Annotated in this window: 11 protein-coding genes; 7 read left to right on the top strand and 4 right to left on the bottom strand. The window is 69.0% G+C overall.

Going from position 1 to position 13,495, the window contains the following annotated elements:
* The first annotated feature begins 38 nt into the window (after nucleotides 1-38).
* The gene (locus tag AO398_RS09720; protein ID WP_058191859.1) at nucleotides 39-1,364 is read left to right on the top strand and encodes an MFS transporter; all 1,326 of its coding nucleotides are present in this window, start codon (nucleotides 39-41) and stop codon (nucleotides 1,362-1,364) included.
* Between the two features lie 115 nt (nucleotides 1,365-1,479).
* Here AO398_RS09720 and AO398_RS09715 read toward each other — a convergent pair whose 3' ends face one another.
* From AO398_RS09715 to AO398_RS27415, 3 genes are all read right to left on the bottom strand, one after another.
* Nucleotides 1,480-2,376, bottom strand: a complete 897-nt coding sequence (locus tag AO398_RS09715) for a helix-turn-helix domain-containing protein (protein ID WP_348272355.1) — start codon at nucleotides 2,374-2,376, stop codon at nucleotides 1,480-1,482.
* Nucleotides 2,377-2,819: 443 nt separating this feature from the next.
* On the bottom strand, nucleotides 2,820-3,779 hold the full coding sequence (locus AO398_RS09710) for a helix-turn-helix domain-containing protein (RefSeq protein ID WP_058191857.1): 960 nt from the start codon (nucleotides 3,777-3,779) through the stop codon (nucleotides 2,820-2,822).
* Nucleotides 3,780-3,817: 38 nt separating this feature from the next.
* Nucleotides 3,818-4,393 carry a helix-turn-helix transcriptional regulator gene (locus tag AO398_RS27415; protein ID WP_082643220.1) on the bottom strand — a complete coding sequence of 192 codons (576 nt, stop codon included), beginning with the start codon at nucleotides 4,391-4,393 and terminating at the stop codon, nucleotides 3,818-3,820.
* A gap of 251 nt (nucleotides 4,394-4,644) precedes the next feature.
* Between AO398_RS27415 and AO398_RS09700 the strand changes: the two genes are divergently transcribed.
* Nucleotides 4,645-5,058 carry a MucR family transcriptional regulator gene (locus AO398_RS09700; protein WP_058191904.1) on the top strand — a complete coding sequence of 138 codons (414 nt, stop codon included), beginning with the start codon at nucleotides 4,645-4,647 and terminating at the stop codon, nucleotides 5,056-5,058.
* Nucleotides 5,059-5,073: 15 nt separating this feature from the next.
* Nucleotides 5,074-5,301 carry a hypothetical protein gene (locus AO398_RS09695; RefSeq protein WP_058191856.1) on the top strand — a complete coding sequence of 76 codons (228 nt, stop codon included), beginning with the start codon at nucleotides 5,074-5,076 and terminating at the stop codon, nucleotides 5,299-5,301.
* A 105-nt stretch (nucleotides 5,302-5,406) separates the two neighbouring features.
* Here the strand turns inward: AO398_RS09695 and AO398_RS09690 are convergent, their stop codons facing one another.
* Complete coding sequence (locus tag AO398_RS09690) at nucleotides 5,407-6,954, bottom strand: inorganic phosphate transporter (protein WP_244498712.1); 1,548 nt, start codon at nucleotides 6,952-6,954, stop codon at nucleotides 5,407-5,409.
* A gap of 614 nt (nucleotides 6,955-7,568) precedes the next feature.
* Here AO398_RS09690 and AO398_RS09685 point away from each other — a divergent pair.
* The 4 genes from AO398_RS09685 (at nucleotide 7,569) to AO398_RS09670 (ending at nucleotide 13,365) form a co-directional block, all read left to right on the top strand.
* Complete coding sequence (locus AO398_RS09685) at nucleotides 7,569-10,718, top strand: autotransporter domain-containing protein (protein ID WP_244498718.1); 3,150 nt, start codon at nucleotides 7,569-7,571, stop codon at nucleotides 10,716-10,718.
* 160 nt (nucleotides 10,719-10,878) lie between these two features.
* Nucleotides 10,879-12,027 carry a ceramide glucosyltransferase gene (locus AO398_RS09680; protein ID WP_058191853.1) on the top strand — a complete coding sequence of 383 codons (1,149 nt, stop codon included), beginning with the start codon at nucleotides 10,879-10,881 and terminating at the stop codon, nucleotides 12,025-12,027.
* A gap of 26 nt (nucleotides 12,028-12,053) precedes the next feature.
* Nucleotides 12,054-12,740: a DUF1045 domain-containing protein gene (locus tag AO398_RS09675; RefSeq protein ID WP_058191852.1), complete on the top strand. Its 687-nt coding sequence runs from the start codon at nucleotides 12,054-12,056 to the stop codon at nucleotides 12,738-12,740.
* Nucleotides 12,733-13,365, top strand: a complete 633-nt coding sequence (locus tag AO398_RS09670) for a chloramphenicol acetyltransferase (protein ID WP_058191851.1) — start codon at nucleotides 12,733-12,735, stop codon at nucleotides 13,363-13,365. The genes AO398_RS09675 and AO398_RS09670 overlap by 8 nt, the downstream gene beginning before the upstream one ends.
* The last annotated feature ends 130 nt before the right edge of the window (nucleotides 13,366-13,495 follow it).

Below are 13,495 nucleotides of genomic sequence, written 5' to 3'. Positions count from 1 at the left end.
CGTCTTCGACGGGCGGACCTAATCGAGGGAGGAACACGATGGCCATCGCGGTGACCGGCGCGCCCGCGCGCCCAGAAGACGTGACCGAGGCCGGCATCGTCCGGAAGGTGGCATGGCGGCTGATGCCGCTGATCATGGTCTGCTACCTGTTCGCGTTCTTCGACCGGATCAACATCAGCTTCGCCAAGTTCCAGCTGCAGAGCGACCTCGGCTTCAGCAACGTCGCCTACGGGCTCGGCGCCAGCATGTTCGTGGTCGGCTACGTCATCTTCGAGGTGCCGTCGAACCTGTTCCTGTACCGGGTCGGCGCGCGCCGCTGGATCGCCCGGATCATGATCTCCTGGGGGATCGCCACGGCGCTGATGATCTTCATCCGCACCGAATGGCACTTCTACACCCTGCGCTTCATCATCGGCGCCATGGAGGCGGGCTTCGCGCCCGGCATCCTGTACTACCTGACCCTGTGGTTCCCGGCCTCGCATCGCGGGCGGATCACCTCGTTCCTGTTCGTGGCGTCCGCCTTCTCAGGCATCGTCGGGGCGCCGGTCGCCGGCCTGATCCTCGGCGGCCTCAACGGCGTCGCCGGGCTCGCCGGCTGGCAATGGCTGTTCCGGGTCGGCGGCCTGCCCTGCCTCGTGCTCGGCGCCCTGGTCCTGATGCGCCTCGACGACCGGATCTCCGACGCACGCTGGCTCTCGGAGCCGGAGAAGGCGCTGCTGTCGGCCCGGATCGCCCACCACAACCGCGAGATCGGCGACCATTCGCTCCTCGGGGCGATCCGCCAGCCGGGCTTCCTGATGATCGGGCTCGTCTACTTCCTCCTCCAGATCGGCTCCTATGGGCTGAACTTCTGGGGGCCGGACCTGATCAAGACCGCGAGCGGCAGCAGCGCGGCCTATGTCGGCTTCCTGACGTCGGTCCCGTATATCTGCGGTGCGATCAGCATGGTGGTGGTCGGACGCCTGTCCGACGCCTCCGGCGAGCGGCCGAAATTCGTCGCCGGGCTGGCGATCGCCGCCGCCATCGGGTTCTTCACCGCCGGCCTGTTCGACCGGCAGATCGTGCCGTTGATGTTCGCGCTGGCGCTGCTGGGGGCCGGGATCGTCGCTTCGATCCCGACCTTCTGGACCCTGCCGGCCAAGCTCGTCACCGGCGTCGGCGCGGCGGGCGGCATCGCACTGATCAACACCCTGGGGCAGCTCGGCGGCATCGTCAGCCCGGTGATGGTCGGCTGGGTCAAGGACCTGACCGGATCCACCACGCCAGCCCTCTACGTCATCGGGTCCCTCTGCCTGGTGGCCGCCGTCCTCCTGCTGTTCGCGATGCCGGCAAGCCTGCGCCGGAGCGACCGCGGCCCTGAATAGGTGCGGCGGGCTGCTAGAGCCATTCCCGATCGCGCTGCGACCGGGAATGGTTCCAGGTCTTTGATCTGACGCGCTCGTTTACGCCGAACCGGTATCCACTTCGGCGACGAGCGCTCTAGTGCCCGGCCAGTCCGACGGCGTGCCGGAACTCGCCGGGCGCTAGGCCGAACCGGTCCTTGAACCGGCGGGAGAAATGGGTGCGGCTGCTGAAGCCGCAGCCGCCGGCCAGGGTGCCGACGGTGATGTGGGCGCAGGCCGGGTCGGCGAGGCGATCCGCTGCGACCTCCAGCCGGCGCTGCCAGATCCAATCCGAGACGTGCTGGCCGTGCGTGCGGAACAGGTCCCGGAGCCGGTGCAGCGACACGCCGAGTGCGGCTGCGACCTGGGGCGGGTCGAGGGTCGGGTCGCCGAGGTTGGCCTCGACATGCGCCTTGGCCCGCTGGACCAGAACGGAGTCGCTGAGCGGCAGGGGCACGTCCCGGGCCATCCGTTCCGCGATGCTGGCCACGATCAGGTCCACACCGATCGATCCCATGCGGACCGCCGTCGCGGGATCGAGTTGGTGATGCATGCGGCTCAGTTCCACGAAGAAGCTCATCGCCAGGGTCGCGGTGGCCAGCTCCGAGCCTATGGTCAGGGCCGCGTAGTGTCGGGCCGGGCCGAGCGCGCTCTCCAGACGTTCGCGGGGCATCTTCAGGTACAGGGACTGATTGCCCGGGCTCGTCGTCATCACCGTCGGCTGATGCTCGATCACCACCAGATCGCCCTGACGCTGGGCCGTTGCCCGATCCCGCTGCTGGACTTTCGTTATGCCGGCCAGCGTGAAGCCCACGCTGATGCAGCCCTCGTCACCGAGACGGCGGATCGCGCTCGGCGTCGCCTCGCTGCGCAGCGGGCCCTCCGACACCCGAGTCATCGTCAGGGGACCCAGCGTGGCGATCTCGAGCTTGGCCTCGAAGGGCGCGGCGTCGAGTTGCTCCTGCTCGAGCGGAAGGCGTTGCTCCTCAAGCATCTCGAGCCAGCGCTCGAACCTTGATTTGATCGGCAGCCTCTCGGTCGAAAACAATAATTTCATAAATATTATTCCATTCTTGTTGGTCGATCTCGCGAAATGAATTTGCGATGCGCTTTCGCAGAATGATCTATGGCTTTTGATTTTTTGTCGATTTTTTCTGGATAAGAACGAAATATCTGCTCTGAAAGGCGGCGTTTTTATTTGGTTGATTCCGCGTCTTCATATCAAAAACGACCTGGATTATGCAATACGGCACCGCAGGCACCTGCGGCTCCGGGTCTGGCAGATGGAGCCTGCCACGCTCATTCTCGCCCTGTCCGGGACGGGCCGCGGTTGGGAAGGCTGCGCTGGAGCAGGCGAAGTGCTCGCGCGGCGTCGATGGCACTTCTGCCGGTGTCCCAATGTCCTCAACGACTTTGGCGCAGCCGAACCACAGCCCCTCAAGCCGTGCGCAAAAGGGCCGCGTGTCGGTATTCGCTGGGCGGCATGCCGTAGCGTTCCCGGAAGCGGCGGGAGAAATGCGCCTGGCTGGCAAAACCGCAGCCGAAGGCCACCGCACCGATCTGTACGTGCGCGCCGCTCGGGTCGGCCAGCCGTTTGGACGCCGCCTCCAGCCGACGCTGCCAGATCCAGTCGGAAATGTGCTGGCCGCGCTCGTGGAACAGCTCCTGAAGCCGACGCAGCGACACACCCACTGCCGCGGCGAGTTGCGGCGGATCGAGGGTCGCCGCGCCGAGATTGGCCTCGACGAACGCCTTGGCACGCTGGACCACGACGGTGCCGTGGAGCGGCTGCGGCACGTCCTTGGCCATCCGCTCGGCGATGCAGGCCACGATCAGATCGACGCCGATCGTCGACATCCGTTCCGCCGCGTCGGGATCGAGCCGGTGGCGCATCTGGATCAGCTCGCGGAAGAAGGCCGATGCCAGGCTGCTCGAAGCCAGCTCCGCGCCCATCGACAGCGCCGTATAGAGCCGGGTCGGGCCGAGCATGCTCTCCAGGCGCTCGCGCGGCAGCTCCAGGAACAGGGATTGGCTGCCGGGGCCGGTCGTCACCACGGCGGGCCGATGGTCGAGCACGACGATGTCGCCGGGTCGCTGCACCGAGTCTCGGCCGTCCTGAAGGCAGGACGACGCGCCGGCGAGCTTGAACACCACGACCGCCATGCCGGCCCTGTCGTGCTGGCGCGCGGCCTGGGGCGTCGTCTCGCTGCGCAGGGCGCCCTGCGTGACGCGGCTCATGTTGAGGGAGCCGACATTGGCGACCTCGATCCTGCCGGCGAACGGCCGGTCGTCCAGCCGCTCCATCTTGATCGGCACGAGCCGTTCGAACAGCACCTCCCGCCAGATCTTGAAGCTGTTCTGCGGGTGGAGGCCGTCGGTCGAAAAAACGGGTTGCACGGGTCCTGTTCCCTGGCGATGCCGGGTAGCGCGGTGGCCTACGGGATGCTTTCAAATGCGGCGTGGCGATACTCGCGGGGAGTGCTGCCGTAGCGCTCTTTGAAGCGGCGGGAGAAACGGGCCTGGCTGGCGAAGCCGCAGCCGAAGGCCAGCGTGCCGATCGGCAGGTGGGCGCTGCCCGGGTCGACCAGGCGCTTGGCCGCGACCTCCAGTCGGCGCTGCCAGATCCAGTCGGAGATGTGCTGGCCGCGCGCGTGGAACAATTCCTGGAGCCGGCGCAGGGAGACGCCCACCGCCGCGGGGAGCTGCGGCGCGTCGAGGGTCGGGTCGCCGAGACGGGACTCGACATGCGCCTTGGCGCGCTGGACCACGACGGTGCCGTCCTTGCCGTTGCGCTGGATCAGCCCGCGCGTCGCCTCGCTGCGCATCGCGCCATGCGAAACGCGGGTGAGCAGCAGCAGCGGGCCGACGCCGGCCGCTTCCAGCTTGGCGGCGAACGGACCGTCATCGAGGCGCGCCTGCTCGAGGGGGACACCACGCCCGACCAGCGTTTCCCGCCACCGCCGAAAGCTCTGCGAGGGGTTAAGCCCGTCGGTCGAAAACAGTGCTTTCATAAGTAAATTTTTTTATCGACCGGCGTTTCGCGCGGCGGGGACAAGGGATCCGCGTCTTCAGACAAGCGCCGCCGGACACATATTGTATATTGTTTCCAGCCTCAAGGGATGCACTGAAGCAACTTGAGGTTTCCGTGGCAACCCGGCCGCGGCGGGCCATCCTGCGGCGATCGATCACTGGGGCGGACCTTCGGGCCGTCGATCGATCACCAGGGGTATTCATAGCGAAATTTTGAACAGTGACCTCCGACATGATCAACCCGTCCGAACCCCGCTCATCCTTCCTGCTTGAGAAAGTCGGCGCGATCGTCGCCGCCTACGTGTCGCGAAACCCCGTTGGGGCTGGGGAATTGCCGGTGCTGATCGACCAAGTTCATGCGGCGATCGCGGTGCTTCACAAGAACCCAGCCGGATCCGCCACGGCCTGGAACGGCCCGTCCGCCGCACAGATCGAGGCCTCGATCGGTCAAGACGGCCTGATCAGCTTCATCGACGGCCGGTCGTACAAGACGCTCAAGCGCCACCTCACCGCCAACGGCCTGACGCCCGAGCGCTACCGGGCCAAGTTCGGCCTGCCCGCCGATTATCCGATGGTCGCTCCGGGCTACGCCGCGCGGCGCTCCGAGATTGCCCGGGCGATCCAGCTCGGCAACCAGGTCGGTTGAGCGACGGCCTGCGCCATGACCCGGCCTGTCCATGGGCTTTCCGAGATGGACCGCTCCGCGGCGATCCTGGACCGCATCGCCGATACGCTCCACCTGCCGGTCGCCGCATTCTTCCCGGACGAGCCGGAACCGAGTGAGATCGTGGTCCAGGCGGCGGACCTCGTGACGGCCTTCATGGCGATCGAGACCGTCGCCGCACGCCGGACCTGTCTGGCCTATGTGCGCGCCATGGCGCGCCCCTGAGACGTCCCGAATAGCCGGGACTGAAAGCGACAGGGCCGCTTCCGCCGATCGCGGAAACGGCCCTGCCTGTCTGAACGCCCGCCCGGGGAGGGCGGGATTGCTGCGTCAGAACACGTAGCGCAGGATGTAGAACAGCACCGCCGCCAGCGTGATGGCGGCCGGCAGGGTCAGCACCCAGGCGAGCGCCATGTTGCGCACCGTGGCCATCTGCAGGCCCGAGCCGTTGGCCGCCATGGTGCCGGCGACGCCCGACGACAGGATATGCGTGGTCGAGACCGGCAGGCCGTACAACTCGGCGAGCCCGATCGTGCCCGCGGCCACGATCTCGGCCGACGCGCCCTGGGCGTAGGTGAGGTGGGTCTTGCCGATCCGCTCGCCCACCGTCACGACGATGCGCTTCCAGCCCACCATCGTGCCGAGGCCGAGCGCCAGCGCGACGCAGACCTTCACCCAGCCCGGAATATAGCGGGTGCCGTCGTTGAGCAGCCCGGTATAGCTCTTCAGGGTCGCCTTCTCGGCCTCCGACAGATCGGCCCCGGCGGCCGGCAGCAGCCGCACCGCGTCGGCGGCGAGGTACATGTCGCTGCGCATGTTCTCCGTCTGGGCGGCCGGTACCGTGCGGATCGCGCCGTAGTTCTTCACGCTGGTGGCGATGCCGGTCGAGAGCGCGGCGAGCGCGGCGTAGACCGACGGCTTGTTCAGATCCTTGGACTTCAGCGCGTCCGTCACCGTGTCGCGGGCCTGCGCGACTTCCGGCAGGACCGCCTCGCCGGCCCGGGTGGAGAAGACTTGGCTCGCCGCCATCGAGGTCTGGATGAAGGCCGGGGTCGTGGAATCCGACATGGTCCGGTTGAGCGCGTAGGCCGTCGGGGCGGCGCCGATCAGGATCAGCATGATCAGGCCCATGCCCTTCTGCCCGTCATTGCCGCCGTGGAAGAACGACACCAGGGTGCAGGTCAGGATCAGGATGCCGCGGATCCACACCGGCGGCGGCGCCTCGCTCTGGGGGGCCTCGTAGAGGTCCTTGCGCCGCACCGCGAATTTCAGCGCGAGCAGCAGCAGCGCCGCGAGCACGAAGCCACAGACGGGCGAGAACAGCAGGGCCTTGAAGACGTTGAGCACCTGGTTCCAATCCACCCCGGCGGTGCGGGTGCCGCCGTTCATCAGCTGGTTGGCGAGGCCGACGCCGATCACCGAGCCGATCAGCGCGTGCGACGAGGAATTGGGCAGGCCGAAGGCCCAGGTCCCGAGATTCCAGATGATGGCGGCGAGCAGCAGCGCGAAGATCATCGCGTAGCCGGCCCCCGAGCCGACATGCAGGATCAGCTCCACCGGCAGCAGGGTGACGATGGCGTAGGCCACCGCGCCGGAGGACAGCATCACCCCCAGGAAGTTGAAGAAGCCCGACCAGACCACCGCCACCAGGGGCGGCATCGAATGGGTGTAGATCACCGTCGCCACCGCGTTGGCGGTGTCGTGGAATCCGTTCACGAACTCGAAGGCGAGGGCGATCAGAAGGGCCAGCCCGAGCAGCGCGAAGGCTCCGTAGGCCAGGGGCGCTTCGCCGACCGCGTTCATGTCGGTGACGAGGCTCACCACCGCGTAGCCGAGGCCGGCCACCAGCACCGACAGGAAGGCGATCACGCCGGCCATCGGCGTCCCGGATTCGAGGCGCGGACCGCCTTCGGGCCTGACTCTCGTTATGGGCGGCGACATTACGGCGGAATCGGACATGGGCCCTCGCGTTGACTCGTCTTCGGAAGCGAGGCGGGATTAGGATTGCGGGATGACGGTTCAGTGACGTTTTACAGACCGGATTCGAGGAAGCATTATATTCGTTCGTCTTCTGCAAATGATCCGAAGATATCAATTGGGGCGAGGTCTAGTCCGTCTTCCCAAAGCCTTGGGCCCAGGTATTTACTGATCGGGCGCCGGCCAGTCCGTATGCCGAAATCAGACATCCAGCCGCGGATCGTGCGAGCCTGAAACGAAGGATTCGCGTTGCGCCGGGCGCTGCGGGGGAAGATTTTTCGGACGGATTTCAGGTCGATGCTCAGCGTATCGCCGATAAGAGTCACAACAGATTTATGCCGGCTAAGATATGGATCTGTTGCAAGTGGGATACAATTGACGATTCAAGTTATTATGACTTAATTATGACGCATGCGACCGTGTCGTTTCCGCTAAATCACCCGTCGCAGGCCGAATGGCCGCAGGCTTGGGGGCCGGGAATGAAACTTTGCTACGGGGTCTCGATCGCGACCTTGATGGTCGCTGCATATAGTTCGGGTGTGCAGGCGCAGACCGCCAACACGACTGCGTCGGATGTCAATGTCCTCAATCTGCTGGCCCCGTTCCTGTCGCTCAACGCGACGGCGGCCGGGCAGGCGACGCTGGACTTGAACCTGGCGCAGACAGCCGCGCTGAATAACGGCGCCGGGCTCGCCCGGCAGCAATTGGCGATCAGCGACAAGAACCTCCTGGCGTCGGCAAGCAACAACCTGTCCTCGGTAGGGCTCGGCACTTATGGCGTTGCCGCCAATATCGGCGGCGGCCTCCCCGGCCAGAATCCGATCAACGGCCGCATCCCGCAGCAGCGCATCGGCGGTCTCGGCCCGCAGCTCGGGCCGATCTTCCAGCGTGGCCTCGCCCAGGGCACCAACGGCGCGCTCGGCAGCGTGATCAATCTGCTGGTCGATGCCAACACGTTCACGGGCAACAACCTGGGCGTCGCCAAGAACTACTTTGCCAACGGCGCGGCCAACAACCCGAGCGTGACCCCGGCCAACTACGTGGCGACGCCCGCCGTTGCGCCGGCGGGCTATAGCCTGCCCAGAGCCAACGGCCTGCCCGACACCATCAACAGCGTCTACGACCTCGGCTACGGCGTCACGAACACGCAAGCCGGCCAGGACGTCTATGGATCCTCCCGGCCCGTCCAGGTCGCGCCGAGCCGCTTCAATGCCTTCGACCCGACGGCGCTCAACGGCATCGCCACCAACCCGTCCTTCCCGAGCGGGCACACCACCTACGCGTATACGAGCGGCTATCTGCTGGCGATGCTGGTGCCGCAGCAATACCAGAGCCTGCTGCTGCGCGCGTCCGAGTACGGCGAGAGCCGTATCGTCCTCGGCGTGCACTACCCGCTCGACGTGATCGGCAGCCGCGCGCTCGCCGCCTACGACCTCGCGCAAGCCTTCACCAACCCGGCCTACATCAACAACGCGGCGATGACCGGCCGGGCGATCAACCTGCCGAGCCAGTTCGTCCAGGCCCAGGGCCAGCTTCAGGCCTACCTCGCCGCCCAGTGCGGCAACACCGTCGCGGCCTGCGCCGGCAGCGCCGCCAACATGGCCGGCAATCCCTATGTCCCCTCTGCCGCCAACCAGGCCGCCTACCAGGCCCGCCTGACCTACGGCCTGCCGACCCTCACCTTCGCCCAGGCCCCGCGCGAGGCCGGCGCCGAGGGCGGGCCGGACGCGTCGATTCTGCTCGCGCCCCTCTACGGCGGATCGACTTCGGTCGCCCGCACGCTCGCGCCGAACGGCGGCCTCTACGGCCAGCTCGCGACCGAGACGATCAACCAGATCGTGGTCAACACCGAGACCAACGCGCTCGCCGCCTTCTACGGCAGCCCGCTGAGCTACTGGAGCCGCATCGACCTGTATTCCGCCGCCGGATATTTCGGGAACGTCACCGGTACCCTGCGGATGGACACGAGCGACCGCCTCGGCATCGATGTCGGCATCGGCCAGGGCGGCGCGCTCTACGCCAACGGCACCATCGCCGGCACCGTCTCGGTCAATGCCGGCGGTCTGCTCGGCGGTTCGGGCTCCGTCGGTGGGATCGCGGCGCTGTCGGGCGGCACCGTGGCGCCGGGCAACTCGATCGGCACTTTGACTGTGGCAGGCTCGGCCGCCTTCGCGCCGGGCTCGGTCTACCGGGTCGAGGCCAACGCCGCCGGACAGGCCGACCGGATCGCGGCCGGGGGCGCCGCGACGCTCGCCGGCGGCACCGTGCAGGTGCTGGCGGCCCCGGGGGCGTACAACCCGCGCACCACCTACGCGATCCTGACCGCCGCAGGCGGCGTCTCCGGCCGGTTCGACGGGGTGACGGCCAACCTCGCCTTCCTGTCGCCGGGGCTGCGCTACCTGCCCGACGCGGTCGACCTGACGCTTACCCGCAACGACGTGCCGCTGGCCGCCAGCGCCACCGGCCGCAACGGCATCGCGGCGGCCAACGCGCTCCAGGCGGCGGGGTCCGGCCGGGCCTACGACGCCGCCCTGGCCTTCACCACGAGCGAGGCCGCCGATGGATTCCGGGCGCTGTCGGGCGACATCCATGCCGGCACGGTCTCGGCCGCCTACGAGACGGCGTTCTTCGTGCGCGAGGCGGTGCTCGACCGGCTGCGCTGGGGCGGCACGGCCGCAAGCCTGGACGGCGCCCGCGTGCCGGCGGCCTACGCCGCCGACCTGCCGGGCCGGGCGCCGGTGGTGGCGAGCGTGCCGGTCCAGACGCTGGACCCGCGGGTGTTCGGCCTCTGGGGCCAGGGGTTCGGCGCCTTCGGCACGGCGGGCGGGGGCGGCAACGCCTTCGACCTCGACCGGCAGATCGCCGGCTTCGCCCTCGGCGCCGACATCCGGCTGCCGAGCGGGCTGCGGCTCGGCCTGGTCGGCGGCTACACCGAGGCCAATCTCGACAGCGCCGGCCGGCAGGGCGGCGGGGCCCGGACGGAGAGCGCGACGCTCAAGAGCGGTTTCGGCGGCGTCTACGGCGACTATGCGTTCGGGCCGGTCTCGGTCCGGCTCGGCGCGCTCTACGCAGACACCGACACCCGCACCCGGCGCAGCGTGCTCTACGGTCTGTCGGACAGCCCGACCGGGCATGGCGGCGGCCACACGGTCCAGGGTTTCGGCGAGATCGGCTATCGCTTCACGCTCAGCGCGCCGTCGGCCCTGGCGGCGCCGGACGGCCCGGCGCTGCAGCAGGCCTCGACCTATATCGAGCCGTTCGTCGGCGGGGCCTATATCGGCATCCGGCGGGACGGCTTCGCGGAGACCGGTGGCGCGGCGGCGCTGGTGAGCTACGCGCGCGATTACGATCTCGGCGCGGTGACCGCGGGGGTGCGGGCGCAGACCAGCCTGGATCTGGGCCTCGGGCTTCCGGTGAAGGCCTACGGTCTGATCGGCTACCGGCGGGCGTTCGGGGACGTGGTCCCGACGGCGCTGCTGAGCTTCGGCACCGGCCCGGCCTTCCTCAGCGCGGGCGTGCCGATCGACCGGGACGCGCTGGTGGCGAGTGTGGGTCTCGACCTGCGGGTGGCGCCGAACGCGACGCTGGGCGTGGCCTATACCGGCCAGGTCGGCGCCCGCGCCCAGGACCAGGCCGTGAAGGGCAATTTCACCCTCCGGTTCTGACGAACGCTTTCCGGGCCGCCGCGGCGGCCCGGGATCTGTCACACGACTGACGCCGTCCGGCCGCTAGAGCCGCGCCCGACCAGGCGCGGCTCTAAGTCGTTGATGCGACGTGCGCGCGCCGGCGAGCCGGGCCGATCACGCGCGTGAACGAGGCATCCGCATGCTTGACCCTACGGTGTCGGCCCTGTCCCTCGGCGCGCTCCTGGTCCTCGTCCAGATCGCCAGCATCGCGATCGCGGGGCGGCGCATCGGCAAGGTCCACGGGACATCCACCTTCCCGGCCGGGGCCCCCGTGTCCCTGGTCCGCCCGCTCCACGGGATCGAGGCGTTCAGCGACGAGATGCTGGCCCGCAGCTTCGCTCTCGCTTATCCGGCCTACGAACTGATCTTCTGCGTGGCCGACCCGGACGATCCGATCGTGCCGCGGGTGCAGGGCCTGATCGCAGACCACCCGCAGGTGCCGGCCCGGCTGATCCTCGGCGACGAGCGCGTCAGCGACAACCCGAAGCTGAACAACTGCCTGCGCGGCTGGCGCGCCGCCGCGCATGACTGGGTCGTGCTCGCCGATTCCAACGTGGCCATGCCGCCGGACTACCTCCAGCGGCTCCAGGCGGCTTGGCGGGACGAGACCGGCTTGGTCTGCTCGACCCCGGCGGGCGCCCGGCCCGGCAGTTTCATGGCCGAGGTCGAATGCGCCTTCCTCAACACCCTGCAGGCGCGCTGGCAATACGCCGCCGAGGCGTTCGGGCTGGGCTTCGCCCAGGGCAAGAGCATGCTCTGGCACAAGCCGTTCCTCGAGGCCCGCGGTGGCCTGCAGGCCCTGGCCTCCGAGATCGCCGAGGACGCCGCCGCCACCAAGCTGGTGCGCGCAGCGGGCAAGCGCGTCCACCTCGTGGCGCGCCCGTTCGAGCAACCGCTCGGGCCGCGGGGGTTTCGCGAGGTCTGGGCGCGGCAGCGGGGCCGGGCCCGGCTGCGGCGGGTGACGTTCCCACTGTTCTTTGCGCCGGAGATCGGCAGCGGCGTCCTGCTGCCGGCGCTCCTCGTGGCGCTCTGGTCCGGCAGCCCCGTCGGGTTCGCGGGCGCTGCCGTCCTCGCGGCGCTGTGCTATGCCGCGGAATACCGGCTCGCGATCCGCGCGGGCTGGCATCGGGCACCGCGCATGCTGGCGGCGTTCCTGGTGCGCGACGCCCTGATCCCGGCGATCTGGCTGGGGGCCTGGGTGCAGAGCGCCATCGTCTGGCGCGGCAACGCCATGGATGTGCGCCCGCGCCGGACGGGCGTCGACCGCGCCTGCGCGCCGACGGCGTGACCGCGCCGGGAGCCGGAGACCGGGACATGACGCGCCGCTACGCCCTCTACTGGCTCCCCGCGCCCGGCTCGGGCCTCGCGGCCTTCGGCAACGCCGTGCTCGGCTACGACAATGCCGCCGGTGCCCCTGTCCCGCATCCGGACGGGCTCGGCGATCTCGCCGCCGTCACGGCGGGCGCCCGGATCTACGGCTTCCACGCGACCCTCAAGGCGCCGCTGCGCCTCGCCCCGGCGGCCGAGGAGGCCGACCTTCTCGCCATGGCCCGGGACCTTGCGGCCGGGCACCCGCCGGTGGCGCTGGGCCCGCTGGTTGTCGCCGCGCTCGGGCCGTTCCTCGCCCTGGTGCCCGAAGCCCCGCCGCCGGAACTCGGCCTGCTGGCCGCCGAATGCGTCGCCGCCCTCGAACCGCTGCGGGCGCCGCTCTCGGAGGCCGAGCGCGCCAAGCGTCGCCCCGAGCGCCTCGATCCCCGCGGCCGCGCGCTACTGGCCCGCTGGGGTTATCCGTATGTCTTCGAAGCCTTCCGGTTCCACATGACGCTGACCGACGCCCTGCCGGAGCCCGACCGCGCCGTCTGGCTCAGACGCCTGACCGAAGCCTACGCGGCCTCGAGGCCGGCGCCCGCGGTGATCGATGCCGTGTGCCTCCTGTCCCAGGACGGGTCCGCGCCGTTCCGGCTCCTCGCGCGCCTGCCCTTCGGGGGCGACCATGGCTGAGCGGCATCTCGGCCTCGCTCCCGCAATTGATCCGAGCGCCCGGATCGTCGAGTGCCATCTCGGCCGCTACACCGAGATCGGCCCGCGCACGCGCCTGACCGAAAGCGTCCTCGACGATTATTCCTACATCGCCCAGGATGGCGAGGTGATCTACACCACCATCGGCAAGTTCTGCTCGATTGCCGCCAGCGTGCGGATCAACCCGGGCAACCACCCGATGGAGCGCGCAAGCCAAGCGCATTTCACCTACCGCGCCCATGCCTACTGGCCCGAGGAGGCCGATGAGGATGCCTTCTTCGCGCGCCGCCGGGCGAGCCCGGTGACCATCGGCCATGACGTCTGGATCGGCCACGGCGTGGTGGTCCTGCCAGGCCGAACCATCGGCACCGGCGCGGTGGTGGGGGCGGGGGCGATCGTCACGCGGGATGTCCCGGCCTACACGATCGTCGTCGGCAATCCGGCCCGGCCGGTGCGCCGCCGCTTTCCCGAGCCGATCGCCGAGCGGCTGGAGCGTCTCGCCTGGTGGGATTGGGACCACGAGCGCCTGCGCCGGGCGCTTCCGGACTTCCGCGCGCTTCCCATCGAAGAATTTCTGGAGCGGTACGCGAGCTGGGCGGGAGCGTAGCGCTCCGCCATGTCGAGCGTACGCCAAGGCGACGCACGGTCTGTCCTCGAGGCGGAACGCACGAGCGGCAGCGGACTTTGAAAACCCGTCTCGGTCTTCGGCTGATCGTTCCCATCCGTGCATCTTCCGG

This window comes from Methylobacterium sp. GXS13 (assembly GCF_001455965.1).
In the GTDB taxonomy this organism is placed as follows: Bacteria; Pseudomonadota; Alphaproteobacteria; order Rhizobiales; family Beijerinckiaceae; genus Methylobacterium.
Note: the sequence above shows the minus strand (reverse complement) of the source record. Positions and strands in the feature narration are given on the sequence as shown.